This is a genomic window from Mycolicibacterium neoaurum, from assembly GCF_036946495.1.
In the GTDB taxonomy this organism is placed as follows: domain Bacteria; phylum Actinomycetota; class Actinomycetes; order Mycobacteriales; family Mycobacteriaceae; genus Mycobacterium; species Mycobacterium neoaurum_B.
The window spans coordinates 3717135-3743704 of sequence record NZ_JAQIIX010000002.1 but is presented as its reverse complement, the minus strand read 5'-3'; the positions used below and the strand labels follow the sequence as shown (position 1 = coordinate 3743704).

General features: G+C 67.3%; 28 protein-coding genes. 16 read left to right on the top strand and 12 right to left on the bottom strand.

Annotated features, from left to right (window positions below; genetic code table 11):
* Nucleotides 1-1023: a 3-isopropylmalate dehydrogenase gene (locus PGN27_RS23365; protein WP_335328254.1), complete on the bottom strand. Its 1023-nt coding sequence runs from the start codon at nt 1021-1023 to the stop codon at nt 1-3.
* On the bottom strand, nt 1020-2606 hold the full coding sequence (gene serA / locus PGN27_RS23360; protein ID WP_335328253.1) for a phosphoglycerate dehydrogenase: 1587 nt from the start codon (nt 2604-2606) through the stop codon (nt 1020-1022). The genes PGN27_RS23365 and serA overlap by 4 nt, the downstream gene beginning before the upstream one ends.
* Nucleotides 2607-2711: 105 nt before the next feature.
* Here serA and PGN27_RS23355 point away from each other — a divergent pair, with 105 nt between their 5' ends.
* The 4 genes from PGN27_RS23355 to PGN27_RS23340 are packed head-to-tail and all read left to right on the top strand — an operon-like array spanning nt 2712 to nt 5161.
* Nucleotides 2712-4160: a phytoene desaturase family protein gene (locus tag PGN27_RS23355; protein ID WP_335328252.1), complete on the top strand. Its 1449-nt coding sequence runs from the start codon at nt 2712-2714 to the stop codon at nt 4158-4160.
* A 34-nt stretch (nt 4161-4194) separates the two neighbouring features.
* The gene (locus PGN27_RS23350; RefSeq protein WP_030135743.1) at nt 4195-4410 is read left to right on the top strand and encodes a hypervirulence associated TUDOR domain-containing protein; all 216 of its coding nucleotides are present in this window, start codon (nt 4195-4197) and stop codon (nt 4408-4410) included.
* Nucleotides 4407-4832 (top strand): hypothetical protein, encoded by a 426-nt coding sequence (locus tag PGN27_RS23345; RefSeq protein WP_335328251.1) that lies wholly within the window; start codon nt 4407-4409, stop codon nt 4830-4832. Before PGN27_RS23350 ends, PGN27_RS23345 begins: the two co-directional genes overlap by 4 nt.
* Nucleotides 4829-5161 (top strand): DUF3140 domain-containing protein, encoded by a 333-nt coding sequence (locus PGN27_RS23340; protein ID WP_335328250.1) that lies wholly within the window; start codon nt 4829-4831, stop codon nt 5159-5161. The genes PGN27_RS23345 and PGN27_RS23340 overlap by 4 nt, the downstream gene beginning before the upstream one ends.
* A 102-nt stretch (nt 5162-5263) precedes the next feature.
* Here the strand turns inward: PGN27_RS23340 and ilvC are convergent, their stop codons facing one another.
* From ilvC to PGN27_RS23325, 3 genes are read right to left on the bottom strand one after another with little or no spacing between them, the layout of a single operon-like run.
* Complete coding sequence (ilvC, locus tag PGN27_RS23335; protein ID WP_030135746.1) at nt 5264-6277, bottom strand: ketol-acid reductoisomerase; 1014 nt, start codon at nt 6275-6277, stop codon at nt 5264-5266.
* Between the two features lie 36 nt (nt 6278-6313).
* Nucleotides 6314-6820 carry an acetolactate synthase small subunit gene (ilvN, locus tag PGN27_RS23330; protein WP_030135747.1) on the bottom strand — a complete coding sequence of 169 codons (507 nt, stop codon included), beginning with the start codon at nt 6818-6820 and terminating at the stop codon, nt 6314-6316.
* The gene (locus PGN27_RS23325) at nt 6817-8667 is read right to left on the bottom strand and encodes an acetolactate synthase large subunit (RefSeq protein ID WP_030135748.1); all 1851 of its coding nucleotides are present in this window, start codon (nt 8665-8667) and stop codon (nt 6817-6819) included. The genes ilvN and PGN27_RS23325 overlap by 4 nt, the downstream gene beginning before the upstream one ends.
* Before the next feature lie 282 nt (nt 8668-8949).
* Here PGN27_RS23325 and PGN27_RS23320 point away from each other — a divergent pair, with 282 nt between their 5' ends.
* Nucleotides 8950-9330: a PH domain-containing protein gene (locus tag PGN27_RS23320; RefSeq protein ID WP_418888637.1), complete on the top strand. Its 381-nt coding sequence runs from the start codon at nt 8950-8952 to the stop codon at nt 9328-9330.
* Nucleotides 9331-9414: 84 nt separating this feature from the next.
* Here PGN27_RS23320 and PGN27_RS23315 read toward each other — a convergent pair whose 3' ends face one another.
* Entirely contained in the window at nt 9415-10236 is an 822-nt protein-coding gene (locus PGN27_RS23315; RefSeq protein WP_418888636.1) for a DoxX family membrane protein, read from the bottom strand.
* 186 nt (nt 10237-10422) lie between these two features.
* On the opposite strand from PGN27_RS23315, the gene PGN27_RS23310 reads away from it, so the two are divergent.
* Nucleotides 10423-11541 (top strand): PQQ-dependent sugar dehydrogenase, encoded by a 1119-nt coding sequence (locus tag PGN27_RS23310; protein ID WP_335328249.1) that lies wholly within the window; start codon nt 10423-10425, stop codon nt 11539-11541.
* A 54-nt stretch (nt 11542-11595) separates the two neighbouring features.
* Here PGN27_RS23310 and gatB read toward each other — a convergent pair whose 3' ends face one another.
* On the bottom strand, nt 11596-13098 hold the full coding sequence (gatB, locus tag PGN27_RS23305) for an Asp-tRNA(Asn)/Glu-tRNA(Gln) amidotransferase subunit GatB (RefSeq protein WP_335328248.1): 1503 nt from the start codon (nt 13096-13098) through the stop codon (nt 11596-11598).
* Nucleotides 13099-13155: 57 nt separating this feature from the next.
* Nucleotides 13156-14187, bottom strand: coding sequence for an ATP-dependent 6-phosphofructokinase (locus PGN27_RS23300; RefSeq protein WP_335328247.1), 1032 nt, complete (start codon nt 14185-14187; stop codon nt 13156-13158).
* A gap of 108 nt (nt 14188-14295) precedes the next feature.
* Between PGN27_RS23300 and PGN27_RS23295 the strand changes: the two genes are divergently transcribed.
* Together PGN27_RS23295 and poxB are read left to right on the top strand one after the other, a co-directional pair.
* The gene (locus tag PGN27_RS23295; protein WP_335328246.1) at nt 14296-14535 is read left to right on the top strand and encodes a DUF6480 family protein; all 240 of its coding nucleotides are present in this window, start codon (nt 14296-14298) and stop codon (nt 14533-14535) included.
* Nucleotides 14536-14578: 43 nt separating this feature from the next.
* Nucleotides 14579-16306, top strand: coding sequence for a ubiquinone-dependent pyruvate dehydrogenase (gene poxB, locus PGN27_RS23290; RefSeq protein ID WP_335328245.1), 1728 nt, complete (start codon nt 14579-14581; stop codon nt 16304-16306).
* Between the two features lie 4 nt (nt 16307-16310).
* Here poxB and gatA read toward each other — a convergent pair whose 3' ends face one another.
* Together gatA and gatC are read right to left on the bottom strand one after the other, a co-directional pair.
* On the bottom strand, nt 16311-17795 hold the full coding sequence (gene gatA / locus PGN27_RS23285) for an Asp-tRNA(Asn)/Glu-tRNA(Gln) amidotransferase subunit GatA (protein WP_335328244.1): 1485 nt from the start codon (nt 17793-17795) through the stop codon (nt 16311-16313).
* Nucleotides 17795-18094, bottom strand: coding sequence for an Asp-tRNA(Asn)/Glu-tRNA(Gln) amidotransferase subunit GatC (gene gatC, locus PGN27_RS23280; RefSeq protein WP_241472592.1), 300 nt, complete (start codon nt 18092-18094; stop codon nt 17795-17797). Before gatC ends, gatA begins: the two co-directional genes overlap by 1 nt.
* A 61-nt stretch (nt 18095-18155) precedes the next feature.
* Between gatC and PGN27_RS23275 the strand changes: the two genes are divergently transcribed.
* From PGN27_RS23275 to PGN27_RS23250, 6 genes are all read left to right on the top strand, one after another.
* Nucleotides 18156-18830 (top strand): ACT domain-containing protein, encoded by a 675-nt coding sequence (locus PGN27_RS23275; RefSeq protein WP_335328243.1) that lies wholly within the window; start codon nt 18156-18158, stop codon nt 18828-18830.
* A gap of 93 nt (nt 18831-18923) precedes the next feature.
* A complete protein-coding gene (locus PGN27_RS23270) occupies nt 18924-19538 on the top strand; it encodes a DUF4178 domain-containing protein (protein ID WP_335328242.1) in 615 nt (204 codons plus the stop codon).
* 8 nt (nt 19539-19546) lie between these two features.
* Nucleotides 19547-20041 carry a DUF2617 family protein gene (locus tag PGN27_RS23265; protein ID WP_335328241.1) on the top strand — a complete coding sequence of 165 codons (495 nt, stop codon included), beginning with the start codon at nt 19547-19549 and terminating at the stop codon, nt 20039-20041.
* Nucleotides 20038-20469: a DUF4247 domain-containing protein gene (locus PGN27_RS23260; protein ID WP_335328240.1), complete on the top strand. Its 432-nt coding sequence runs from the start codon at nt 20038-20040 to the stop codon at nt 20467-20469. Before PGN27_RS23265 ends, PGN27_RS23260 begins: the two co-directional genes overlap by 4 nt.
* Before the next feature lie 16 nt (nt 20470-20485).
* On the top strand, nt 20486-20974 hold the full coding sequence (locus tag PGN27_RS23255) for a DUF350 domain-containing protein (RefSeq protein ID WP_335328239.1): 489 nt from the start codon (nt 20486-20488) through the stop codon (nt 20972-20974).
* Nucleotides 20971-22503: a polyamine aminopropyltransferase gene (locus PGN27_RS23250; RefSeq protein WP_335328238.1), complete on the top strand. Its 1533-nt coding sequence runs from the start codon at nt 20971-20973 to the stop codon at nt 22501-22503. The genes PGN27_RS23255 and PGN27_RS23250 overlap by 4 nt, the downstream gene beginning before the upstream one ends.
* Here the strand turns inward: PGN27_RS23250 and ligA are convergent.
* Entirely contained in the window at nt 22500-24566 is a 2067-nt protein-coding gene (ligA, locus tag PGN27_RS23245) for an NAD-dependent DNA ligase LigA (protein ID WP_335328237.1), read from the bottom strand. The two genes, PGN27_RS23250 and ligA, sit on opposite strands and share 4 nt — an antisense overlap.
* Before the next feature lie 92 nt (nt 24567-24658).
* On the opposite strand from ligA, the gene PGN27_RS23240 reads away from it, so the two are divergent.
* Complete coding sequence (locus PGN27_RS23240; protein WP_335328236.1) at nt 24659-25054, top strand: MmcQ/YjbR family DNA-binding protein; 396 nt, start codon at nt 24659-24661, stop codon at nt 25052-25054.
* On the top strand, nt 25051-25758 hold the full coding sequence (locus PGN27_RS23235; RefSeq protein ID WP_335328235.1) for a hypothetical protein: 708 nt from the start codon (nt 25051-25053) through the stop codon (nt 25756-25758). The genes PGN27_RS23240 and PGN27_RS23235 overlap by 4 nt, the downstream gene beginning before the upstream one ends.
* Here PGN27_RS23235 and PGN27_RS23230 read toward each other — a convergent pair.
* Nucleotides 25731-26564, bottom strand: coding sequence for a hypothetical protein (locus PGN27_RS23230; protein WP_335328234.1), 834 nt, complete (start codon nt 26562-26564; stop codon nt 25731-25733). The genes PGN27_RS23235 and PGN27_RS23230 overlap by 28 nt on opposite strands.
* Between the last annotated feature and the right edge of the window lie 6 nt (nt 26565-26570).

Sequence of the window (26570 nt, the reverse complement as noted above, 5' to 3'; positions counted from 1 at the left end):
TTAGAGCAGCGAAAGGATACGGTCGCCGACCTCGGCGGTCGACAACCTGGCCGCACCGCGGGTGGCCAGATGCTCGGCGACGGCCTTGTCGACGCGCGTTGCGGCATCGTCCTCGCCGACGTGCGCGAGCAGCAGCGCCACACTCATCACCGCGGCCGTCGGATCGGCGATGCCCTGCCCGGCGATATCGGGGGCACTGCCGTGCACCGGCTCGAACATGGACGGATTGGTGCGCGTCGCATCGATGTTGCCGCTGGCGGCCAAACCGATACCACCGCAGACCGCGGCCGAAAGGTCGGTGATGATGTCACCGAAGAGGTTGTCGGTGACGATGACATCGAAGCGGCCGGGATCGGTGACCATATGGATGGTTGCGGCGTCGATGTGCTGATAGGCCACCTCGACATCGGGGTACTCAGAGCCCACCTCGGCGACCACCCGCGACCACAGGCTGCCCGCGAAGGTCAACACGTTGGTCTTGTGCACCAGGGTCAGATGCTTGCGACGGGTCTGTGCACGGGCGAACGCGTCGCGCACCACCCGCTCCACGCCGAATGCGGTGTTGACGCTGACCTCGGTGGCCACCTCGTGCGGGGTACCGACGCGCAGCGCACCACCGTTACCGGTGTAGGGCCCCTCCGTGCCCTCCCGGACCACGACGAAGTCGATACCGGTGACACCCGAGAGTGGGCTGTCCACACCGGGATAGAGCCGACCGGGACGCAGGTTCACGTGATGGTCGAGCGCGAAGCGCAATTTGAGCAGCAGACCGCGCTCCAGGACACCGCTGGGCACCGACGGATCACCGATCGCCCCGAGCAGGATCGCGTCGTACCCGCGCAACTCCTCGATGGTCTCCTCGGTGAGCAGCTCACCGGTCGCGTGGTAGCGGCGCGCGCCCAGGTCGTACTCGGTGCGCTGTACCCCTGGCAACACCGCGTCCAGAACCCGCAGCGCCTGGTCGATGACCTCGGGACCGATGCCGTCACCGGCGATGACCGCAAGATTTTTCAGCGAACTCATGTCAGGTCGACCACTTCCAGTGTGGTGGCGCCGACCGCCGAAGCGATCGCGGCGCGCACATCCTCGGGCACATCGGTGTCCACACGCAGCATGACGGTGGCGCTGTCGCCGCCGGCATCCTGGCTCATCTGCGCAGCCAGGATGTTGACCTCGGCGCCGCCCAGCAGGGTGCCGATCTTGCCCAGCGCCCCGGGCTGATCGGTGTAGTTGACGATCAGGTTGTAGCCCTCGGCACGCAGATCGAGGTTGCGGCCGTTGATCTGGACGATCTTCTCGACCAACTGCGGACCCGACAGGGTGCCCGCCACGTTCAGCGATGCGCCGTCGGCATACACCGCGCGCACATCGACCACGCTGCGGTGGTTGGGGCTTTCTGGGGCGGTGCTGATCTCCGCGGTGACGCCGCGATCCTTGGCCAGTGCAGGCGCGTTGACGAAGGTGACCTGCTCGTCGACGACCGCGGAGAACAGGCCGCGCAGCGCCGACAGGCGAAGAATCTCAACATCTTCGGATGCCAGCTCACCGCGCACCTGGACCGACAGCGATACCGGTGCGGCATCGGAGAGCGAGCCGACCAACAGGCCCAACTTGCGCACCAGGTCCAGCCAGGGCGCGACCTCCTCGCCGACGGCTCCCCCGCCGACGTTGACGGCATCGGGCACGAACTCACCGGCCAGCGCCAACTTCACACTGGCGGCGACATCGGTACCGGCGCGGTCCTGGGCCTCGGCGGTGGAGGCACCCAGGTGCGGGGTGACGACGACCTGCGGCAGCTCGAACAGCGGGCTGTCGGTGCACGGCTCGGTGGCGAACACGTCCAGTCCTGCGGCACGCACATGCCCGCTGGTGATGGCGTCGGCCAGGGCCTGCTCGTCGATCAGTCCACCGCGGGCGGCGTTGACGATGATGACGCCGGGCTTGGTCTTGGCCAGGTTCTCCTTGCCCAACAGACCGGCGGTCTCCTTGGTCTTGGGAAGGTGCACCGAGATGAAGTCGGCGCGGCCCAGCAACTCGTCGAGTCCGACCAGCTCGATGCCGATCTGGGCGGCGCGAGCCGTGGAGACGTACGGGTCATAGGCGATGACATGGGTTCCGAAGGCCGCCAGCCTGGCGGCGACGAGCTGGCCGATGCGGCCGAGTCCGACGACGCCGACGGTCTTGCCGTAGATCTCGGTGCCCGAGAACGAGGAGCGCTTCCAGGTGTGCTCACGCAGGGTGGCATCGGCGGCCGGGATCTGGCGGGCCGCCGAGAGCAGCAAGGCCAGCGCGTGCTCGGCGGCGCTGTGGATATTGGAGGTCGGGGCGTTGACGACCAGCACACCGCGGGCGGTGGCGGCCTCGACGTCGACATTGTCCAGGCCGACGCCGGCGCGGGCGACGATCTTGAGCTTGGGCGCGGCAGCCATGACCTCGGCGTCGACGGTGGTGGCCGAGCGCACCAGCAGCGCGTCGGCATCGGCGACGGCGGCCAGCAGCTTCGGCCGGTCCGGACCGTCCACCCATCGAACCTCGACCTGGTCACCCAGGGCGGCGACGGTCGACTCGGCAAGCTTGTCGGCGATCAGTACAACGGGAAGACTCACGGCGCTACAGCCTAGTGCGTCCCCTCGGCGCCGAGGACGCCACGGTGGCCCGGCGCTACCACAGTCCCGAATGGCGGGCACCGAAACGAGCAGACACACCGGGCGATGTTGTCTACTGGTGGCGTGGACGTCACCGTCGTCGGAAGCGGCCCCAACGGGCTGACCGCAGCTGTCATCCTGGCCCGCGCGGGCCTGTCCGTGCGGGTCATCGAGGAACAGTCGACCGCGGGCGGCGGCGCCCGCACACTGCCCGACCCCGAGTACTCCGGCGTCACGCACGACATCTGTTCGGCAGTGCATCCACTGGCGCTGGCATCACCGTTCTTCGCCGCCTATGACCTCCCGGCGCGCGGCGTCCGGTTGGCGGTGCCCGAGATCGCGTATGCCAATCCACTCCCGGACGGTCCCGCCGCGATCGGATACCACGACATCGACCGCACCGCCGACGAACTGTCCGACGGTGCCTCGTGGAAGAAGCTGCTCGGTCCGCTGGCCGCCGACAGCAAGGACGTCGTCGGGCTGATCCTCGGCGACAAGCGTTCCCTTCCGCCCTCGATTCCCGCCGCACTGCAGGTGGCGCCGCGGCTACTGCTGCAGGGCGGCCCACTGTGGAACACCCTGCGGGGCGAAGACGCCAGGGCATTGTTCACCGGCGTTGCGGCGCACACGATTTCGCAGATGCCCTCATTGGTCGCCGCGGGCGCCGGGCTGATGCTGGCCACCCTCGGACACTCGGTGGGCTGGCCGATCCCGGTCGGTGGATCTCAGGCCATCCCCGACGCGCTGATCGCCGATCTGCTGGATCACAGCGGGGAATTGATCCTCGGCGAGAAGGTCACCACACCACCGGGCGGCGTGGTCCTCTACGACACCGCGCCGACGGCTTTGTTGTCGATCTACGGCACCGCGATGCCGCCGCGTTATGCAAAGGCGTTGCGGCACTACACTTACGGCCCCGGTGTGGCCAAGGTGGACTTCGTCCTCTCCGGCGAGATCCCGTGGCGCGATCCGCGATTAGCCAAGGCACCCACCCTGCACCTCGGCGGTGGCCGGGCACAGATGGCACTGGCCGAGAAGGAGATCGCCGCCGGACGTCATGCGCAATGGCCGATGGTGCTGGCCGCCGTGCCGCACCTGGCCGACCCGGGCCGGATCGATACACAGGGACGCCGGCCCCTGTGGGCGTATGCGCATGTGCCGTCCGGGTCCTCGGTCGACATGGCCGATGCCGTCACCGACATCTTCGAGCGCTTCGCACCGGGGTTCCGCGACATCATCGTGGCGGTGCGCAGCGTGCCGGCTTCTCGGCTGGCCGACCACAACGCGAACCTGGTCGGCGGTGACATCGGAGTCGGTGGCAACAACATGCGCAGCGCGATCGCCGGGCCGACCCCACGCTGGAATCCGTGGTCCACCCCGATTCCCAAGGCATACCTGTGCTCGTCGGCGGCTCCCCCGGGTGGTGGCGTGCACGGGATGGCCGGGTACTACGCCGCACGGACGGTGCTCAAGCGCGAGTTCGGGATCCGGGAGCTTCCGCCGCTGTCTCCGTGAGTGAGACGTCACGCGCCCGGGTACACCGCCCTGCATGAGCAAAGAGTTGAAAAAGGGTGACAAGGTGTCCTGGCAGAGCCACGGCAACACCGTTCCGGGCACCGTGGAGAAGAAGATCACCTCGGACACCGAGACGGCCGGCCGGACGGTGCGTGCCAGCAAGGACGAACCGCAGTACAAGGTGCGCAGCGACAAGACCGGTAAGGATGCCGTGCACAAGCCGGAATCGCTGAAGAAGCGGTCGTCGTGAAATCGGTCGACGCCGCGCACTCCCGCCCCGAGGGTGCCTCCGATGAGACCGTCGAGGCCGTCGGAAAGGTCTCCGAGGCGCTGGAGTACGTCGAGCGGGCGCGCGGGCACCTCTACTCGTTCCACCAACTGATGGGCCATGCCGACCTGTTGCTCGGCGAAGCCGCCGACGCCCTGCGCGATGCTGGACACGCCGACATCGCCGACCGCCTCGCCGAGGACATGGTCGGGCGGAATGTCCTGCAGGGGCGGTGGACATTCCAGATCATGGAGGAATTCGACGACGACTACTGGTCGCTGCTGCGCGAACACGAGAAACGAGTCAGGGACGAGCTGATGGACGGCCGTCGCCACGTGTTCGAGGCGGAGATGAAGGAGAACCGGCGAACCAAGGGGCGAAAAGGGCACGAGGCCACCCCATGAGCGACGACAACGAGAGCACCTACAAGGAGTTCGAGGACGTCGTCAACATGACGGCCACCGAGCTGGAGAAGTGGCTGAAATCCGATGACTCCAAGGATGTCGGGCAGAAGAAGGATGGCGGCGAATCGACCGGGCACGAGAGCGGACGCCACATCGTCTCGATACTGAAATCGAAGAAGTCCGACCTGTCCGACGACGACTACAAGCACATGCGCAAGGTGGTCGGCTACTGCCGCCGCCATCTGGCTCAGCGTCCCAAGGGTGATATCGAGGACAGCGCCTGGCGATACTCGCTGATGAACTGGGGGCACGACCCGAAGAAGACGTGACGGACGGCGACCTGCGAGTCAGGTCACCCATGAGTGCCGAAAGGCCAGTTATTGCACGCCATTTTGTGCTCGGCGTGCAATAACTGGCCAGTGGGCGTTTGGCTAGGCGGTTTCGGTGATCGGCCGATCGACCCAGCTCATCAGATCGCGCAGCTTCTTGCCGGTGACCTCGATGGGATGCTCGGCGTTCTCCTTGCGCAGGCCCTCGAGCTCGGTGTTGCCGTTCTCGACATTGGCCACCAGGCGCTTGACGAAGGAACCGTCCTGGATGTCCTTGAGGATGGCGCGCATCCGGTCCTTGGTATCGGCGTCGATGACGCGCGGGCCGGAGATGTAGCCACCGAACTCGGCGGTGTCGGACACCGAGTAGTTCATCCGGGCGATGCCGCCTTCGTAGATCAGGTCGACGATCAGCTTGAGCTCGTGCAGCACCTCGAAGTAGGCCATCTCCGGGGCGTAGCCGGCCTCGACCATGACCTCGAAACCGGCCTTGATCAGTTCCTCGGTGCCGCCGCACAGCACGGCCTGCTCACCGAACAGGTCGGTCTCGGTCTCTTCCTTGAACGTGGTCTTGATGACGCCGGCACGTGCACCACCGATGGCGGCGGCGTACGACAGCGCCAGCGCCTGACCCTCACCCTTGGGATCCTGGGCGATGGCGATCAGCGCCGGCACACCCTTGCCGTCGACGAACTGCCGACGCACCAGGTGGCCGGGCCCCTTCGGGGCAACCATGCCGACGGTGATGTTCTCCGCAGGCTTGATCAGCCCGAAGTGGATGTTCAGGCCGTGCCCGAAGAACAGCGCGTTGCCGTCTTCCAGGTTGGGCTCGATGTCGTTCTTGAAGATCTCGGCCTGCGCGGTGTCGGGGGCGAGCACCATGATCACGTCGGCCCACTTGGCGACCTCGGCCGGGGTGTCGACCTCCAGGCCCTGCTCTTCGACCTTGGCGCGGGACTTCGAGCCTTCCTTGAGGCCGACCTTGACCTGCACGCCCGAGTCGCGCAGCGACAGCGAGTGGGCATGGCCCTGGCTGCCATAGCCGATCACCGCGACCTTGCGGCCCTGGATGATCGACAGATCCGCGTCGTCGTCGTAGAACAGTTCGATTGCCACGTTGGATTTTCCTTCTGTTTGTTTCTCGTATGAAAGCTATTTGGCAGTACCGATGCCGCGCGGCCCACGCGCCAGCGACACGATCCCGGACTGCACGATCTCCCGGATCCCGTACGGTTCGAGCACTCGCAGGAACGCTTCGAGCTTCTCCGGGGTACCGGTGGCCTCGATGGTCAGTGACTCGGTGGACACGTCCACCACTTTGGCCCGGAATAGATTAACCGCTTCGATAACCTGGCTGCGGGTGGCCGCGTCGGTGCGCACCTTGATCAGCGCCAGCTCGCGCGAGACCGACTGTTCCTCGTCCTGCTCGACGATCTTGATCACGTTGATCAGCTTGTTCAGCTGCTTGGTGACCTGCTCGAGCGGGAAGTCCTCGACCTGGACGACGATCGTCATCCGGGACAGGTGCTTCTGCTCGGTCGCGCCGACGGCCAGGCTCTGGATGTTGAAACCACGCCGGGAGAACAGCGAGGCGACGCGCGCCAGCACACCGGGCTTGTCCTCGACGAGCACCGACAGGGTGTGGGTGGAGGTGGTCATGCGTGTCCCTCTTCGGAATCGAACAGCGGGCGGATGCCGCGTGCGGCCTGGATCTCGTCGTTGCTGGTGCCTGCGGCCACCATCGGCCACACCTGGGCGTCGGCTCCGACGATGAAGTCGATGACCACCGGGCGGTCGTTGATCTCACGAGCCTGCTGGATCACCGACTCGACGTCTTCGGCTCGCTCACAACGCAATCCGACGCATCCGAGCGCCTCGGCGAGCTTGACGAAATCCGGGATGCGGCGCGAGTGCGTGGCCAGATCGGTCTGGCTGTATCGCTCCTCGTAGAAGAGCGTCTGCCACTGCCGCACCATGCCCAGGTTGCCGTTGTTGATCAACGCCACCTTGATGGGTGCACCCTCGATGGCACACGTCGCCAGCTCCTGGTTGGTCATCTGGAAGCAGCCGTCACCGTCGATCGCCCAGACCTCGGCCTCGGGACGACCGAACTTGGCGCCCATGGCCGCGGGCACCGAGTAGCCCATGGTGCCCAGGCCACCGGAGTTCAGCCACGTCTTCGGGTTCTCGTACTTGACGAACTGCGCCGCCCACATCTGGTGCTGCCCGACGCCGGCGACGTAAACAGCCTCGGGCCCGGCGAGCTGGCCCAGCTTCTCGATGACGTACTCGGGGCTCAGGCTGCCGTCGCTCTGCGGACCGTAGCTCAGCGGGTAGGTCGCCTTGATGCTCGACAGGTACTCCCACCAGTTGTCCAGCTTGAGCGATGCGGCGTTGGTGCCCTCGCGGCGCAGCACGTCGAGCAGATCGTTGATGACATGGCGCACGTCGCCGACGATCGGCACATCCGCGTGCCGGTTCTTGCCGATCTCGGCCGGGTCGATATCGGCATGGATCACCTTGGCGTCGGGCGCGAACGAGTCCAACTTGCCGGTCACCCGGTCATCGAAACGGGTGCCCAGCGCGATGAGCAGATCGCTCTTCTGCAGCGCCGCCACCGCGGACACCGACCCGTGCATACCCGGCATGCCCATGTGCTGGGGGTGGCTGTCCGGGAACGCCCCGCGCGCCATCAGCGTGGTGACCACCGGGATTCCGGTCAGCTCGGCCAGTTCCAGCAGTTCGTCGGTCGCCTCGCCGCGGATCACGCCGCCGCCGACGTAGAGCACCGGCTTGCGCGCCTCGGCGATCAGTTTGGCGGCCTCGCGCACCTGGCGGCTGTGCGGCTTGGTGTTCGGCTTGTAACCGGGAAGATCCATCACCGGCGGCCAGGCAAACGTGCACTGACCCTGCAGGATGTCCTTCGGCACGTCGACGAGCACCGCGCCGGGACGGCCGGACTGCGCGATGTGGAAGGCCTCCGCGATGACACGCGGGATCTCGTCACCGTCGCGCACCAGGAAGTTGTGCTTGGTGATCGGCATCGTCATGCCGGTGATATCGGCTTCCTGGAAGGCGTCGGTGCCGATCAGGCTACGACCGACCTGACCGGTGATGGCCACCACCGGGATCGAGTCCATCTGCGCGTCGGCCAGCGGGGTGACCAGGTTGGTCGCGCCCGGGCCCGAGGTCGCCATCATGACGCCGACCTTGCCGGTGGCGTGCGCGTAGCCGCTGGCGGCATGCCCGGCGCCCTGTTCGTGGCGCACCAGCACATGGCGCAGCTTCACCGAGTCATAGAGCGGGTCGTAGACCGGGAGCACCGCACCACCGGGGATACCGAAGATCACCTCGACACCGATCTCCTCGAGCGACCGCACGACCGACTGCGCACCGGTCATCTGCTCGGGGGCAACAACATTGGCCTTCTGCTCCGCCTTGGTCGAGGCCTTGACGCCATTGGTGCGCTGCGTCTGCTCCGGCGGTCGCGTGGTGGGTGCGCTCACTTTTTCCTCTGTGGTTCTGGTTGATACGGCTGATGGTGGGAAGGTGTTTTGTCCTGTGACAGCAAAAAACCCCCGTCAGCGGAGTCCGCTGTACGAGGGTTGGCGCGTCGATGCTGTTGGCTAAGCCCGGCAGAGAGCTAGCGCGGCATCAACGCGCCAACCAATTACTACGAGCTCGTCCGGGTTGTACATAAGCTGCGACGGTAGTCCCCGCACTGCTCAAAGGTCAAATTGCCCCCGCGCCCCGCGGGCGGTACGGGAGGCGATGCGAGAATATGCGGCGTGAATCAGCCCGCCCCGCTCGTCATCCGTATCTCTCCGATGGCCCATATCGCCGTCGGTTTCATGACGCTGGGGATCTTCGCGCTGATCTACGCCCTGCCCAGCTGGAGCTGGGTGCTGATCGCGGTTCCGGTGCTCGCCTCGGCGGTGATCGCGCGCTACCGCACCGTGGCCGACCGTGACAAGGTGACCGCCCGGACCATGCTGGGCAGCACCACGGTGCCGTGGACCGATATCGAAGGACTGCGGTTCACGCGCTCGTCCTGGGCCAAGGCGCGACTGACAGATGGCAGCGAAATCACCCTGCCCGCCGTCACATTCGCGACGCTGCCGCTGCTGACCGCGGCCAGCGACGGCCGCGTGCCCAACCCCTATCAGTAGGTCTCGACCTCCTCGCGAACAGACGCGTGTACCCCCGAAAAGATCCACTTTCGGGGGTACACGCGTCTGTTCGCGAGGCGAAGATCAGGCCAGCGGGTTGGCACCGTTGAGCAGCACCCACATGCCGATGCCCAGCCCCACGCCGAGCAACAACGCCAGGAACGACCCGACGAAGGGGCGGCGGGCCCAGCCGCGACCGGCGTCGAAACCGTAGCGGCCCGGGCCGGTCAGCGTCAGTGCGGCCGCGAGGAGCACCAGCACCACCTGATGCTCCAGACCGGTCGCGGTCACGAAGTCGGCGAAGCCGATGTTCTGCTGCGCGGCGATCGATGCCAGCAGGGCGTTGACGAGGTAGGCCAGGGCAGCGGCGGCGGCCAGCGGAGTGAACAGTCCCAGCACCAGCAGCAGGCCGGCACCGATCTGCGCACCGGCTCCGACATAGGTGAGCACCCCGGCGTGCTGGTACCCCAGCTCCGAAAGCGATCCCTCGAAGCCGCCGAGGCCCGAACCGCCCCACCAGCCGAACGCCTTCTGCAGGCCGTGCACGATCATCAGCGCGCCGAGGCCCAATCGCAGTACCAGCAGCCCCAGGTCGAGGGTGCCGCGGCGACCCGCGATGCGGATCTGGTGTTCGGCATCGTGCGGGCCGATCTCGGTCGGGACCGCCGGGGCGGTGGCATAGGGATTGGGGGCGGCCGGCGACACATAGGGAAGCGGCTCGGGATCGTTGAGCAGCGCAAAGCCGGACTGGTCCGCCTTGGCCCCGCCGTCGGTGTCATATCGCGGTATGGCGGTGGTCTCGAAATCGCCCCCGTAGGTCGACGAGGGAAGATCGTCTTCGGGGTCGACCAACTGCGCCGACGCGGGCCGTTGCCAGTCGGTCATGTTCTGCGGTTCAGCGGTCACGAAATCAAGCGTAGGGGCAAGTTGCTGCAGAACCACGGATTGGCGCGGTCCGCCACGTACCTTATCTGCACTGTTGCCGAGTTGTGATACTCCAGTTCGCGGGATCTGCCGGGTGGAGTGCGGACACGCTGGCATTGGACCGACCTTCGTGGCGCGCACCGCGCGACGATCCGTAACCTGGCCAGCATGACATTGGCCGGACCGACGCGGATTGCCGCGGTGCTGTGCGCGGTGCTGCTCGTGGGTTCAGGATGCGCGCGGTTCGACAACGCACAGTCCCAGCCGTTCACCACCGAGCCGCAGATGGCGCCCCCACCCCAGACCAAGCCGGAGCCACCACCGCCGCTGCCGGGGACCCCATTCCCCAAGGCCTGCCCCGCGCCCGGTGTGATGCAGGGCTGCCTGGAGAGCACCAGCGGCCTGATCATGGGCGGCGACAGTCAATCGGCGCTGGTCGCCGAGCGCACCACGGGCGTGGTCAAGGAGGTCTCGACGAAGGCCGAACCGGTGGTCAAGCTGACCATCCCGGTCGACCCGGCCGGTGACGGCGGGCTGCTCGACATCATCAAGTCGCCGACCTACGCCCAGGACCGACTGATGTACGCCTATGTCAGCACCCCGACCGACAACCGGGTGATCCGTATCGCCGACGGTGACATCCCCAAGCCGATCCTGACGGGCATCCCCAAGGGCGCGGTCGGTAATGCCGGCGCGCTCAAATTCACCAGCCCCACCACGCTGTTGGTGCTGACCGGTGACGCAGGCAATCCCGCCCAGGCGGCGGATCCCGCATCGCTGGCCGGCAAGGTCCTGCGCATCGAGCAGCCGACGACGGTGAACCAGGCCCCGACGACCACCGCCCTGTCGGGCATGGGTTCCGGCGGCGGCATGTGTGTCGACCCGTCGGACGGGGCGCTCTATGTCACCGACCGCACCCCGTCGGCCGACCGGATGCAGAAGATCACCAAGGACTCGGTGGTGTCGACGGTCTGGACGTGGCCGGACCGACCCGGTGTCGCCGGTTGCGCCGCGCTGGATGGCACGGTGCTGGTCAACCTGGTGAACACCAAGCAGACCGTCGCGCTGCGGCTGGCGCCCGAAACCGGTGCGGTCACCGGCGAACCTGAGGTCGTCCGGCAAGACCAGCACGGTCATGCCTGGGCGCTGGCGGTCTCCCCCGACGGCAACATCTGGGGCGCCACGGTCAACAAGACATCCGGCGACGCCGAGAAGCTCGACGACGTCGTGTTCCCGTTGTTCCCGTCCGGCGGCGGATTCCCCCGCCAGAACGCGGACAAGACGTAGCGATTTCGGTGAGGTTGCGTGCGGCAGGCGCACGTGACCTCACCGAGATCACGCTCAGGAGCAGGCGGCCAGCACCAGTTCGCGCACCCGTGCGGCGTCGGCCTGACCCTTCGTGGCCTTCATCACCGCACCCACGATGGCGCCGGCGGCCTGCACCTTTCCGCCGCGGATCTTCTCGGCGATATCGGGTTGGGCGGCGAGCGCCTCATCGATGGCGGACTGGATCAGTGAGTCGTCGCGGACCACAACCAGTCCGCGATCGTTCATCACCTGCTCGGGCTCACCTTCGCCGGCCAGCACACCCTCGACGACCTGGCGGGCCAGCTTGTTGGAGAGCTTGCCGTCGTCGACGAGCTTCACCACCGCGGCCACCTGGGCCGGGGTGATCGGGAGATCGGAGACCGACACTGCGCTTTCGTTGGCCTTCTGCACCAGGAAGTTGCCCCACCAGGCGCGGGCGGCTTCGCTGGAGGCACCCTTGGCCACGGTGGCGGCCACCAGATCGATGGCACCATTGTTCACCAGGTCGCGCATCACCTCGTCGGAGATGCCCCACTCCTGCTGAACACGCTTGCGCGCCAACCACGGCAATTCGGGAATGGTGCCGCGCAGCCGTTCCACGAGTTCGGCAGGCGGAGCCACCGGCTCCAGATCGGGCTCGGGGAAATACCGGTAATCCTGCGCGGTCTCCTTGCTGCGACCGGCCGTGGTGTACCCGTCCTCGTGGAAGTGCCGGGTCTCCTGGGTCACCGTGCCGCCGGATTTCAGCACCGCGGCCTGGCGGCGCATCTCATAGCGGACGGCGACCTCGACGCTCTTGAGCGAGTTGACGTTCTTGGTCTCGGTACGCGTTCCGAATTCGCTGCTGCCCTTGGGTTTCAGCGACACATTCGAATCGCAACGCATCGAACCCTGGTCCATCCGCACGTCGGAGACGTCCAGACCGCGCAACAGGTCGCGCAGCGCGGTGACGTAGGCACGGGCGATCTCCGGGGCGCGCTCACCGGTGCCCTCGATGGGCCTGGTGACGATCTCGATCAGCGGCACGCCTGCGCGGTTGAAGTCGGCCAGCGAGGTGGTCGCACCCGCGATGCGGCCGGTGTCGCTGCCAAGGTGGGTCAGCTTGCCGGTGTCCTCTTCCATGTGCGCACGCTCGATCTCGATGCGCCAGGTGCTGCCGTCCTCCAACGGGACGTCCAGGTAGCCGTCGACGGCGATCGGCTCGTCGTACTGGCTGATCTGGTAGTTCTTGGGCTGGTCCGGGTAAAAGTAGTTCTTCCGGGCGAACCGGCCCCACGGCGCGATGTCACAGTTGAGCGCCAGCCCGATTCGGATGGCCGACTCGACGGCGGCCTGGTTGAGCACCGGCAATGCGCCGGGCAGACCGAGGCACACCGGGCAGACCTGGGTGTTGGGATCAGCACCGAACTTGTTGGCGCAGGGGCAGAACATTTTGGTCGCCGTCGACAGCTCGACGTGCACTTCCATACCCATCACGGGGTCGAACTCGGCGATGACGTCGTCGTAGTCGACGAGTTCAGCAACAGAAGTGGTCATGACAGCTGATTTTAGTGTCAGCCCGGCGTCGGCCTGCCGCGAGGCTCGGCCCGGGTCTCAACCGAAGAATTCCGCCGCGTCGTCGTAGCGGCTCTGCGGCACCAGCTTGAGCTGACGGGTGGCATCGGCCAGCGAGACCCGACCGATGTCCTGGCCACGCAGGGACACCATCATCCCGTACTCACCCGCGTGTGCGGCGTCGGCGGCGTTGACCCCGAAGCGCGTGGCCAGCACCCGGTCATAAGCGGTCGGGGTGCCCCCGCGCTGCACATGGCCGAGGACCGTCACGCGAACATCTTTCTTGATGCGCTTCTCCACCTCCAGGGCGAGCTGCTGAGCCACCCCGGTGAACTTCTCGTGCCCGAATTCGTCCATGCCGCCCTTGCGCAACTGCATCGTGCCCTCGGCGGGCTTGGCGCCTTCGGCCACGACGCAGATGAAATGCGAATCCCCGCGCTGGAAGCGCTGTTTCACCAGCCGGCACACCTCTTCGACATCGAAGGGCTGCTCGGGGATCAGGGTCATGTGCGCACCGGAGGCCAGCCCCGCGTTCAGTGCGATCCAACCCGCGTGGCGGCCCATCACCTCCACCAGCATCACCCGCTGATGTGACTCCGCGGTGCTGTGCAGCCGGTCGATGGCCTCGGTGGCGATGGTCAGCGCCGTGTCGTGACCGAAAGTGACGTCGGTGCAATCGATATCGTTGTCGATCGTCTTGGGCACGCCCACGACCGGCACGCCCTCTTCGGACAGCCAGCTGGCCGCAGTGAGGGTGCCCTCCCCGCCGATCGGGATCAGCACATCGATGCCGTTGTCCTCCAACGTCTGCTTGATCTGGGGCAGGCCGGCACGCAGTGTGTCCGGATTGGTGCGCGCCGTACCGAGCATCGTGCCGCCCTTGGCGAGCAGGCGGTCGTTGCGGTCATCGTTCTTGAGCTGGATGCGACGGTCCTCCAGCAGCCCCCGCCAGCCGTCGAGAAACCCGACGACCGACGAGCCGTAACGCGCATCGCTGGTTCGCACCACCGCCCTGATCACCGCGTTCAAGCCTGGACAGTCGCCGCCACCGGTCAGCACTCCGATCCGCATGCACATGATCTTGCCAGCTTCGTCGCACCGCGGCGCGGCCACCGCACAACGTGTGAGATTCCGGCACCGGGGTATCCGGCCCGACCACATAACCGACCGAAAGTAGCCATGACCGCTGTTCCCCCCGACCCCGACCCTCGCCGGGTGCCCGGCCTCGAGCAAGGCGGCGGTGTCCTACCCGGTGACACGCCGCCGGACTCGGCGCAGACCTCCGGTCTGGGTGAACCCGAACCGCGACCGCGCCACAAGCTCACGCCGACCGCCGTGGTCAGCATGATCGCGCTGGCCGTTTTCATCGCGGTCTTCGCCGCGGCCGCGGTCTTCCTGCTGATCGACATATCGAACTGATGACTTCGCGGCGGCACGTCGCGTCGCGTCCTAGGGTGATGGCATGACGACTGTCGCCGAACACGTCATCTCCACCCTGTACGCCAGCGGTGTCTCGCGGATCTACGGTCTTCCCGGAGACAGCCTCAACGGGCTCACCGATGCGATCAGACGCGCCGAGGGTTTCAGCTGGGAACACGTACGCCATGAGGAGGCAGCCGGTTTCGCCGCGGCCGCCGACGCGGCGCTGACGGGTCGACTGGCCGTGTGCGCAGGCAGTTGTGGTCCGGGGAACCTGCATCTGATCAACGGGTTGTTCGACGCGCAGCGCTCCAGGGTTCCGGTGCTCGCCATCGCCGCGCACATCCCGCAATCCGAGATCGGCTCCGAATACTTCCAAGAAACCCACCCGCAGGAGCTGTTCCGCGAGTGCAGTGTGTACTGCGAGCTGGTCACCACGGCCGAATCGGCGCCCAGGGTACTTGAGATGGCTATGCGTGCGGCCATCGCCGAGAACGGGGTCGCCGTCATCGTGGTCCCCGGTGAGGTGTTCCTACACAAGACCGACGCCCGGGTCGCCGCGGTCTTGGCGACCCATTCGATCACTCGTCCGACCGATGACGAATTGCAGCGCGCGGCAACAATTCTCAATGGGTCCGACAAGATCACGGTACTGGCGGGCGCGGGCGCCGAAGGGGCCCACGACGATCTCGTCCGATTGGCCGCCACCCTGCAGGCTCCCGTCGTGCACGCCTTGCGTGGCAAGGAATTCGTCGAGTACGACAATCCCTACGACGTCGGGATGACCGGCCTGCTCGGCTTTGCCTCGGGCTACAAGGCCATCAAGGAGGCCGAGGTCCTGCTGATGCTGGGCACCGACTTCCCCTACCGGCAGTTCTATCCCGAGAACGCCGTCGTGATCCAGCTGGACATCCGCGGCCGCAACATCGGTCGGCGCACGCACGTCGACCTGCCCCTTGTCGGTTCCGTCGCCGATACCCTGCCCGCGTTGACGCCGCTGCTGACGGCGAAGACCGACCGGACCCATCTGGACCGTTCCCTGCGGCATTACGCCAAGACCCGGCGCCGGCTCGACGAGCTGGCGGCCAATGATCGTGATCGCACCCCAATCCGCCCCGAACACCTTGCCGCCCTTGCCAACCGGCTTGCCGCCGAGGACGCGGTGTTCACCGTCGACGTGGGTTCACCGGTGGTCTGGGCGGCGCGTTATCTCACCATGAACGGCCGCCGCCGGCTGCTGGGTTCGTTCAACCACGGCACCATGGCGTGCGCGCTGCCGTTGGCCATCGGCGCCCAGACCGTCGATCGTGACAGGCAGGTGGTGGCCTTCGCCGGTGACGGTGGCCTGACCATGCTCTTCGGCGAGCTCATCACGCTGTCGCAGAACCGGCTGCCGGTCAAGGTGATCGTGTTCAACAACTCGTCGTTGAACTTCGTGGAGTTGGAGATGAAGGCGGCCGGGATCGTCACCTTCGGCACCGACCTGCACAACCCGGACTTCGCCGCCGTCGCCCGGTCGCTCGGATTGTTCGGTCGCCGTGTCGAGCAGCCCGGCGACCTGGAGGGCGCACTCACCGATGCCTTCGCCCATGACGGACCGGCGCTCGTCGATGTGGTGACGGCGCGCCAGGAACTGTCCATCCCGCCGGCGATCACCGTCGAACAGGCCAAGGGCTTCTCGCTCTACGCGATCCGCACCATCATGGCCGGCCGGTCCGACGAGTTGCTCGATCTCGTCAGCACGAATGTGGCGCGCCGGATCCTGGACTGACCCTCTAGAGCGCGGTGGGCAGCGCGCCCCGCGCCTGTTCATAGGCCGCGCCGACGCGGTAGAGCCGATCATCGGCGTGCGCAGGAGCCATGATCTGCAGGCCGACCGGCAGATTGTCCTCGGCCGCCAGCCCCGAGGGCACCGACATCCCGCAGTGCCCGGCCAGATTCAGCGGCAGCGTGCACAGGTCGAACAGGTACATGGCCAGCGGGTCGTCGACCTTCTCCCCCAACCGGAACGCCGTCGACGGTGTCGTCGGGGTGGCCAGCACATCCACCTTCTCGTAGGCCTGCTCAAGGTCACGGGCGATCAGCGTGCGAACCTTCTGCGCCTGGTTGTAGTAGGCGTCGTAGTATCCCGCCGACAGCGCGTACGTGCCGATCATGATGCGCCGCTTGACTTCTGGGCCGAATCCGGCGGCCCGGGTCAACGCCATGACCTCTTCGGCGCTGTGGGTGCCGTCATCGCCGACCCGCAAGCCGAAGCGCATCGCATCGAAGCGGGCCAGGTTGGAGGACACCTCCGAAGGCAGGATCAGATAGTAGGCGGCCATCGCATGGTCGAAGTGCGGGCAGTCCACCTCGATCACTTCGGCGCCCAGCGCGGTCAGCTGATCGACGGCGGTATTGAACGACTCCAGCACGCCGGGTTGGTAGCCATCCCCGCGCAGTTGCTTGACCACACCGACGCGCACACCCTTGAGGTCACCGGATGCGCCGGCGCGGGCGGCGGCCACCACATCGGGCACCGGGACGTCGACCGAGGTGGAGTCGCGCGGGTCGTGCCCAGCGATCACCTGGTGCAGCAGCGCGGTGTCCAGGACGGTGCGCGCACACGGCCCGCCCTGATCCAGCGAGGATGCACACGCGATCAGACCGAAGCGGCTCACCGTGCCATAGGTGGGCTTCACGCCCACTGTCGAGGTGAGCGCGGCCGGCTGCCGGATCGAGCCGCCGGTGTCGGTCCCGATGGCCAACGGCGCCTGGAACGCGGCCAATGCGGCCGCGCTGCCTCCGCCGGAACCGCCGGGCACCCGATCGGTGTCCCACGGGTTGCGGGTCGGACCGAAGGCCGAGTTCTCCGTCGAGCTGCCCATCGCGAACTCGTCCATGTTGGTCTTGCCCAGGATCGGGATACCGGCCGCACGCAGCCGCGCTGTGACGGTCGCGTCGTAGGGCGAGTTCCACCCCTCCAGGATCTTCGATCCGCAGGTGGTCGGCATATCGGTCGTGGTGAACACGTCCTTGAGCGCCAGCGGGACCCCGGCCAGCGCGGACGGTAGTTGCTCGCCGGCGGTCACCTTGGCGTCCACCTCGGCGGCCGCGGCCAGCGCCTGCTCGGCGCCCACGTGCAGGAACGCGTGGTATCGCTCGTCGGTGGCGGCGATCTGGTCAAGATGAGCCTGGGTGACCTCGGTCGAGGACACCTCCTTGGCGGCGATCTTGGCGGCCAGCGTGGCGGCGTCTTCGCGGATGAGCTCGGCACCCATTACTCGGCCTCCCCCAGAATGCGCGGCACGGCGAAGCGGCCGTCCTCGGCACGCGGCGCCGCAGCCAGCGCCTCGTCCTGACTCAGACCGGCCACCACGGCGTCCGGGCGGGTCACATTGACGCTCGTCAGCGGGTTGTCCGTGGCCTGGACGCCGGTGACGTCGACGGACTGGATCTGGCCGACATGGGCCAGGATCGCATCGAGTTGGCCGGCGAAACTGTCGAGTTCACCGTCGGTCAGGGCGAGCCGGGCCAGGCGCGCCAGGTGGGCGACCTCGTCTCGGGAAATCTGGGACACGGCGCTCAAGCCTAGTCGTGGCCCTCGGGCCGAATCGCCGCGGCCCGATGCCTGTGACAGGGTGTTCGCCGTGCCGTCTTATCTGCTGCGGGTCCAGCTGGAGGACCGACCGGGCAGCCTCGGGTCCCTTGCCGTGGCCCTCGGTTCGGTCGGCGCCGACATCCTGTCCCTCGACGTGGTCGAGCGCGGGGCCGGTTACGCGATCGACGATCTGGTCGTCGAGCTGCCGCCCGGCGCCATGCCCGACGCCCTGATCACTGCCGCCGAACACATCAAGGGCGTGTACGTCGACAGCGTGCGCCCGCACACCGGGCTGCTGGAAGCACACCGCGAGCTCGAGCTCGTCGACCACATTGCCGCCGCCACCAGCCGTCACGACAAGCTGCAGGTTCTCGCCGACGAGGCCCCCAAGGTGCTACGCGTGGGCTGGTGCACCGTGGTCCGCTCCGACGGCTCCGGCGAGGGTGTGCAGCGCGTCGTCGGAAGTTCCGGCGCGCCGGAAACCCAGGCGGCCAGCGCGCCCTGGCTGCCGCTGCAGCACGCCGAGGCACTCGATGCGACAGCGGACTGGGTGCCGCAGATATGGCGCGATATCGACATGGCACTGGCGGCCGCCCCCCTGGGCGACCCGCACACCGCGGTGCTCCTGGGTCGCGCGGGCGGCCCCGATTTCCGCCCGTCGGAGGTCGCCCGGTTGGGCTATCTGGCCGGCATCGTGGCGACCATCCTGCGCTGACCCGGGCCGACACAAAGCTGAGAGTCGGCTGTGCACCTGGCTGTTACGGTGGAATTGCGTCCCGACTGCCGGTGATCCGATGAAAGGTCTTGCGTGGGAGAACTGCTGATCGTCCTGGCCATCGTCCTCATCCTCGCTGCCGTCATCGTCTTCCTCGTCGCGCGAAGCCGGCCCAAGACGCCGAAGAAGCCTGCCGCGCGCGAGGATCCGATGCGCTTCGCCTCCCAGACCGACACGTTCGGACCGCGACAGCTCGGCCCGGGTGCCATCATCAGCCACGGCGGCACCGACTATGTGGTGCGCGGTTCGGTGACGCTGCGCGAGGGCCCGTTCGTCTGGTGGGAACACCTTTTGGAAGGCAAGGCCGATGAACCGCCGGTGTGGTTCAGCGTCGAAGAGGACGAGGGCCGACTGGAACTGATGTGGTGGCACAAGCGGGTGGGGCTGCCCGCAGAACCGGGCAGCAGCGTGACCGTCGACGGCCTGACGTTCACCGTCGAGGAGAACGGGCGAGCCTCGTACACCACCGAGGGCACCACCGGCCTACCCGCCGGCGGGGACATGGATTACGTCGATTACACCGGACCCGACGGTGCCAAGCTCGGCTATGAGCGGTGGGCACCGGAGATGCCGTGGGAAGTGTCCTATGGCACCAGGGTGCGGGCCGGCGAATTGACCGTCTACCCGGCCCCCGCGGCCGGAACGTAGGCACTGCGTTGCCGTTGCACCGACTCCACGTGCCACCCGCCGATGTCAGCGGCGCGAATCTGCGACTCGCACTGAATACGCCGGCGCGGCATGTCCTGGCCAGCGCGACGCTGGCCCACCCCACCGGCGCCGATCTGGTACTGGGAGTGCTCGGGGCCTCCCATATCGTCACCGTCGGAACGTTCTCCGAGCAGGTCTCCTGCCACCATGTCGACGACAGCACACAGCTGCCTGCCGCCACGGAGCGCAAGGGCTACCGCATGAGTTCGGATACCGTCGGGCACGACGAGCAGTCCTTCCGACGCATCGCCGCCGAGCTGCGCTCGCGCTGCGAGTTCGAGACCGGTTGGCTGGGTGGGTGTTTCCCCGGTGACGACGCCGCGCTGACGGCTCTGTGTGCCGAGCCCGACGGCGCCGGGTGGCGGTGGCAGACCTGGCATCTCTACCCAGAACGCGGTGCCGGCGGCATGATCGTGCACACCGAAAGCCGTTGGCGGCCATGACGCGCAACACTCTGTTCGGCGTGTCCGCACTGCTGGGCACACTCGGAGTGGTGTTACTCATCGGCGGAATCGCGTTGCAGAACAAAGATGTTCGCAACCACGTGCGAGAAACCTACCGACAGTACTCGGCCGACGGCGGCAACGGACGGTATGAATGCAGCGGGTCACCCAAGTCCGTGGCCGACGATATCGCCGCCTACCACGCACCCGAGGCACGAGCGTCCGATCGCGGCACCGAGTATCTGCGCTACACCGACGATATCGTCACCGTCGGTCCCGAGGGCCGGTACCCGTGCAGCATCCGGGTCGAAGACACCAACGCCCGATACAACGGCGGCGGATTCATTTTCCTTGGACCGGGCTTCACCCCCGGCTCACCAGCGGGCGGCGCGGGCGGTAGCTCCGGCGGACCCGGCGGAACGAAGTAGGAGAACCATGGGACCGATGGTCACGTCAGACCTTTCGACGGCCGGGCCGTCAATCCTTGCCGTGGAGTTCGGCTCCGTCGACGCGACCGGGCTGACACAGAACGTCGTCGCGGCGGTGCTGTACTTCGTCGTCGGCATCATCGTGTTCGGTGCCGGGTTCCTGCTGACCGACCTGTTGACACCGGGAAGCCTGCGCGAGCACATCTTCGTCCACCACCGCCCCAATGCGGTCGCCGTCGCGTGCGGAATGTACGGGGCCTTGTCGCTGGTGACGGCCGTTGCGATCATGAGCAGTTCGGCCCAGCTGGGACAGGGCTTGCTCGACGCGCTCGTGTACGGACTTGTCGCCGTGGTGCTGCAGGCCGCCGCGCTGCTCGTGTTGGAGGCGCTGGTACCCGGGCGGTTCCGCGACCTGATCACCGATGAGAAGCTGCACCCCGGTGCCATCGCCACCGCGGTGATCCTGCTCGCGGTGGGAGGGGTGAACGCCGCCGCGCTGTCATGACCAGCACCCGATGGCGCGCCCTGTTGCTCGCCGCGGTGGCGGCCTGCGCGGCCTGCGGCCTGATCTACGAGCTGGCCCTGCTGACGCTGTCCACCAGCCTGCACGGCGGCGGTATCGTCGCCACCTCGCTGATCGTGGCGGGATTCGTGGCCGCCCTCGGCGCCGGCGCACTGGCGGTCAAACCGTTCCTCGGCCACGCCGCCATCACCTTCATCGCGGTGGAGACCCTGCTCGGCCTCATCGGCGGATTATCTTCTGCAGCAATGTATGTGGCGTTCTCCTTCATCGGCGACGGGTTGTGGATCCTGGTGCTGGGAACGGCACTGATCGGCACCCTGGTGGGCGCCGAGGTCCCGCTGTTGATGACGTTGTTGCAGCGCGGCCGAACCGCGGCCGCCGCCGACGCCGGTCGGGTGCTGGCCAACCTGAACGCCGCGGATTATCTGGGCGCGCTGATCGGCGGACTCGCCTGGCCCTTCCTGGTGCTACCGCACCTCGGGATGATCCGTGGCGCCGCAGTCACCGGGATGATCAATCTGGCTGCCGCGGCGGTGGTCTCGGTGTTCCTGCTGCGCGGCATCATCGGCCGGCGCCAGCTCGGTGCGGCGCTGGCCGTGCTGACCGCCGCAGCGGTCACCTTGACCGCCCTGATCATCTCCTCAGACGGTATCCAGACCACCACCCGGCAGCGGCTCTACGCCGACCCGATCATCGCCTATCAGCAGTCGGCATATCAGGAGATCGTCGTCACCCGCCGCGGGACCGACACCCGGCTGTATCTCGATGGCGGACTGCAATTCTCGACCCGCGACGAGTATCGCTACACCGAGAGCCTGGTGTATCCCGCCGTCGGTGAGGAGGCCGGCTCGGTGCTGATCCTCGGCGGCGGCGACGGCCTTGCCGCTCGCGAACTGCTGCGGATGCCGCGGATCGAAACCATCGTGCAGGTGGAGCTGGACCCGGCGGTCATCGCGCTGGCCCGCGGCCCCCTGCGCGATACGAACGGCGGCGCGCTGGACGATCCGCGTGTGCGGGTCATCATCGACGACGCGATGACCTGGCTACGCGAACCCACCGTACGCCCGGCGGGCGGCTTCGACTCGGTCATCATCGATCTGCCCGATCCCGACAATCCGGTCCTGGGCCGGCTCTATTCGGTCGAGTTCTACGCGATGCTCACCAGGGTGCTCGCCCCCGATGCGCTGGTGGTGGTGCAGTCGGGCAGCCCCTTCTCGACGCCGAACGCCTTCTGGCGGACGGTGTCCACCCTCGGTGCGGCGGGTTTTGCGGTGACGCCCTACCACGTGCATGTCCCGACATTCGGCGACTGGGGTTTCGCGTTGGCGCGTCACGGCGCATCGGCACCGGAGCCCGCGCTGCCCGCCGACGCGCCGTCGTTGCGCTTCATGACACCGGAGGTGTTGCGCGCGGCGACGGTGTTCCCGCCGGACAACGCACTGCAGGTGCTGGCGCCCTCGACGTTGGAGAACCCGCGCATCGTCGAGGACATGCGGCAGGGGTATCGCTAGGACTCGTCCGTCGGTTCCGGCCCGTCGGTCAGCAGTTTGACGAATCCGTCCTCGTCGAGGACCGGCACACCCAGCTCAATCGCCTTGTCGTACTTGGATCCCGGCGCGTCACCGGCGACGACGTAGGAGGTCTTCTTCGACACCGATCCGGCGGCCTTGCCGCCGCGGACCAGAATCGCCTCCTTGGCCTCGTCGCGGGAGAAGCCGGTCAGTGAGCCGGTGACGACGATGGACAATCCCTCCAGCGTGCGCTCGATACCGGCGTCACGCTCGTCGACCATGCGGACTCCGGCGTCCTGCCATTTGTCGACGATGGTGCGGTGCCAGTCGACATCGAACCATTCGATGACGGCGGCCGCGATGGTCGGCCCGACCCCCTCGACGGCGGCCAGTTCCGCCTCCGAGGCCGCCCGGATGGCGTCGAGGCTGCCGAACTCACCGGCCAGTGCGCGGGCCGCGGTGGGTCCGACATGGCGGATGGACAGCGCGACGAGCACCCGCCACAGCGGCTGGGACTTCGCCTTGTCCAGGTTGGCCAGAAGCCGCTTGCCGTTGGCCGAGAGTGCGCCGGCCTTGGTGGTGAACAGGTCGGTCTGCAGCAGTTGGTCGGCGGTCAGCGTGAAGAGGTCACCCTCGTCGGTGATGGCCCCCGCCTGCAGCAGCGCGCTCGCCGCCTCGTAGCCGAGGCCCTCGATATCGAACGCACCCCGACCCGCGACGTGGAAGACGCGCTCACGCAACTGGGCCGGGCAGGTTCGAGTGTTCGGGCAACGGATGTCGGCATCGCCCTCCTTGGCAGGCGCCAGCGCCGTGCCGCACTCCGGGCAGTGGGTCGGCATGACGAATTCGCGTTCGCTGCCGTCGCGCAGATCCACCACCGGGGCGAGCACCTCGGGGATGACATCGCCGGCCTTGCGGATCACCACCGTGTCACCGATCAGCACACCCTTGCGCTTGACCTCGGAGGCGTTGTGCAGGGTGGCCAGGCCGACGGTGGACCCGGCGACCTTCACGGGCTCCATGTAGGCGAACGGGGTGACCCGACCGGTGCGTCCGACGTTGACCCGGATGTCGAGGAGTTTGGTGGTGACCTCCTCGGGCGGGTACTTGTAGGCGATCGCCCAACGCGGGGCGCGCGAGGTGGCACCGAGACGACGCTGTAGGGACACGTCGTCGACCTTGACCACCAGGCCGTCGATCTCGTGTTCGACGTCGTGGCGGTGCTCACCCCAGTAGGCGATGCGTTCGGCGACCGCGGCGATGCCGCGGACCCGGGTGGTGTGGGTGGACACCGGCAGCCCCCAGGCGCCCAGCGCCCGGTAGGCGTCGTGCAGCGAGGTCGGGCTGAACCCCTCGGCCTTACCGAGACCGTGACAGATCATCCGCAGCCGCCGCCGTGCGGTCACCGCTGGATTCTTCTGGCGCAACGATCCCGCCGCGCTGTTGCGCGGATTGGCGAACGGCGGCTTTCCCTCGGCGACCAGACCGGCGTTGAGTTCCTCGAAGTCGGCGACCCGGAAGAACACCTCCCCGCGCACCTCGAGTACTGCGGGAACGGGGAATTCATCTGTGCCGGTGAGTCGTTCGGGGATATCGTCGATGGTGCGCGCATTCAGGGTGACATCTTCACCGCTGCGGCCGTCACCTCGGGTGGCGGCGCGCACCAACACACCGTCGCGGTACACCAGCGCCAACGCGACACCGTCAATCTTCAGCTCGCACAGGTAATCGATCTCGGTACCGATCTCGGCACCCAACCGCGCGGCCCACGCCGACAGTTCGTCGGTGTCGAAGGCGTTGTCCAGCGAGAGCATCCGCTCCAGATGGTCGGCGGCGGCGAAATCGGTGGCGAACCCGGCACCCCCGACCAACTGCGTCGGCGAATCCGGGGTACGCAGTTCGGGGTACTGCTCCTCGAGCGCCTCCAGCTGTCGCAGCAGCACGTCGAAATCCGCATCGGAGATGACCGGGGCGTCCTTGACGTAGTACCGGAACTGGTGCCCACGCACCTCCTCGGCAAGTTCCTGCCAGCGACCACGCGCCTCTGCATCCGGTGAGCTCACTCTGGTCAGGTTAGTCCAGTGCACCGACACCTCCGGCGCACCAGCAAAAAGGGCGCCAGAGGTGGGGCGGCGAGCGATTAAACTCATGACCTGTGCCGCATCCGGTGATGTTCTCCGACGATGATCTCGGGCTGGCCGAACTGCGCACCGTGGCTCTCGCTTTCCCTGAGGCGTTCGAGAAGGTGTCCTGGGGCCGACCCGTGTTCTGCGCCCCGAAGATGTTCGCCATGTACGGCGGCAGCGCCAAAGCCGATGGTGCGATGATCGCCTACCCGTACGCACTGCTGGTCAAGGTCGACGAATCCGACCGGCGCTCGCTGGAACAGGACACCCGGTTCTTCTTCCCCGCATATATGGGCCCGTTCGGTTGGCTGGGCCTGGATCTGACGGCGGCAGAGGTGGATTGGGATGAGGTGCGGGAGCTGGTCGATGCGTCGTTCAGGTTGGTGGCGGCCAAGAGACTGATCCGCGAGCTCGACGCCCGATGACCGACATCTTCACCTTTCACCTGGCCCAGATGCCCGCGCGCGTGAGCATGCCGCTGCTGCGGCGCCCACCGGTGGTGGACGGTCTGCGGCACGCCGAATGCCTGGCGCTGATGCGGCTCGGAGCGCCTGCTTTGTCGCCAGAGCGGATGCAGGTGCGCCGGATGGCCATGTTCGCGCGTTGGGACAACGAGGCCGCCGTCGACGCCTTTCTGTCCGGACATCAGGGCGGGTGGTTCGCCACCGGATGGCATGTCCGGATGACCTTCCTACGCCGCTGGTCGACGGTGAGCGAGCTGTCCGATCTGCCCCCGCAGACCACCCGCTGGGACGACGACGAGCCTGTCGTGGCGGTCACGCTGGCGCGCATGCGATTGCCGGAACTACCACGCTTCCTGTCGTGGGGCCGGCCGGTCGAGCGGTTGGTGCGCGATCATCCCGATGCCACGCTGGCACTGGCCGCGATGCGTCCGCCGCGGTCGATATCGACCTTCTCCATCTGGCGTTCGGTGCAGTCGATGACCGAGATGGTTCACGGGCGGGCACCGGCCGGAACCGAGCATCCCGGCCGCCACGCCGACGCGATGGTCGAACGGCGCCGCCGCGATTTCCACCGGGAGTTCGCCACCTACCGGTTCCGGCCGCTGTCCGAGCACGGATATTGGAACGGCCAGACCGGTTACGTCCCGTGGCGTTCCAGCTTGTAGTGCAACCGGACCGCGGGCATGTTCCAGATCCGCAGCACGTGATCGGTGCGCAACACCGCCTCCTCGTCGAGGTAGAGATCGAACGTCTCGTGCAGCGGCACGCGGCGGGCGAAATGCCGACCGCGGTCACGCACCAGGATGTACGCGCCGTCGGTGCCCCACGGTCCGGACGGTGAGACCAGGCGCATGCCGCCACCCGGCCGAAGCTGCGGCTGTAGGAAGACCTGGAGGTTGCCGTCCTCCAACGGGAAGGCGACATGCACGCTCGGCCGTCGGGCACCGGGAAGCGTTGCGCGCGAATAACACCCGCTGAACACCGTGTCACCGCTGCGGCGCAGGGTGCGCACCCACGCCGCGGCGGCCTGATCACCGGCGGCGTCGCTGATGACCGACACCCGCCCATCCATCCCATGGGCCACGTCCAGTGGGCGCATCGGCAGCGCCAGTTGCTGGACCCGCTTGCCGAAGACTCGTGACACCGCTTCGCCGGCCGGCCAGAACAACGGAGACCAACTGCTCCACACCTCCATCCGCCAGCGGGCGGTGCGGGTGTAGAAATCGTGGATCACCGGGTGTACCAAGGCGGGATCGAAGCCGGGACCGGCCAGCACCGAAAGCGATGGCTGCAAACCCGCGTCGGGGTCGTCGTCGACGAAAGTTCCGCCGCGCCGCGTCGCTTCCGCCGACATCCAGCCCTCGACGCCCATCGGGGCCGCCAGCCAGGACTCGGCGCCCTCCAGATCGACCACCCGGCCGGTCGCGCGCCAGAACTTCCGCGTCGCCAGATCCAGCGCGGACAACCTCATCCGCCC

Bases quoted from the DNA above. Each gene is read 5' to 3' on its own strand.
- gatB (WP_335328248.1), bottom strand. From the start codon at position 13,098: ATGACCACTTCTGTTGCTGAACTCGTCGACTACGACGACGTCATCGCC.
- PGN27_RS23340 (WP_335328250.1), top strand. From the start codon at position 4,829: ATGAGCGACGACAACGAGAGCACCTACAAGGAGTTCGAGGACGTCGTC.
- PGN27_RS23300 (WP_335328247.1), bottom strand. From the start codon at position 14,187: ATGCGGATCGGAGTGCTGACCGGTGGCGGCGACTGTCCAGGCTTGAAC.
- gatA (WP_335328244.1), bottom strand. From the start codon at position 17,795: ATGGGTGCCGAGCTCATCCGCGAAGACGCCGCCACGCTGGCCGCCAAG.
- PGN27_RS23355 (WP_335328252.1), top strand. From the start codon at position 2,712: ATGTTGTCTACTGGTGGCGTGGACGTCACCGTCGTCGGAAGCGGCCCC.
- poxB (WP_335328245.1), top strand. From the start codon at position 14,579: ATGACGACTGTCGCCGAACACGTCATCTCCACCCTGTACGCCAGCGGT.
- PGN27_RS23260 (WP_335328240.1), top strand. From the start codon at position 20,038: ATGACGCGCAACACTCTGTTCGGCGTGTCCGCACTGCTGGGCACACTC.
- PGN27_RS23235 (WP_335328235.1), top strand. From the start codon at position 25,051: ATGACCGACATCTTCACCTTTCACCTGGCCCAGATGCCCGCGCGCGTG.
- PGN27_RS23350 (WP_030135743.1), top strand. From the start codon at position 4,195: ATGAGCAAAGAGTTGAAAAAGGGTGACAAGGTGTCCTGGCAGAGCCAC.
- PGN27_RS23230 (WP_335328234.1), bottom strand. From the start codon at position 26,564: ATGAGGTTGTCCGCGCTGGATCTGGCGACGCGGAAGTTCTGGCGCGCG.
- ilvN (WP_030135747.1), bottom strand. From the start codon at position 6,820: ATGACCACCTCCACCCACACCCTGTCGGTGCTCGTCGAGGACAAGCCC.
- PGN27_RS23365 (WP_335328254.1), bottom strand. From the start codon at position 1,023: ATGAGTTCGCTGAAAAATCTTGCGGTCATCGCCGGTGACGGCATCGGT.
- PGN27_RS23295 (WP_335328246.1), top strand. From the start codon at position 14,296: ATGACCGCTGTTCCCCCCGACCCCGACCCTCGCCGGGTGCCCGGCCTC.
- PGN27_RS23255 (WP_335328239.1), top strand. From the start codon at position 20,486: ATGGTCACGTCAGACCTTTCGACGGCCGGGCCGTCAATCCTTGCCGTG.
- PGN27_RS23250 (WP_335328238.1), top strand. From the start codon at position 20,971: ATGACCAGCACCCGATGGCGCGCCCTGTTGCTCGCCGCGGTGGCGGCC.
- PGN27_RS23310 (WP_335328249.1), top strand. From the start codon at position 10,423: ATGACATTGGCCGGACCGACGCGGATTGCCGCGGTGCTGTGCGCGGTG.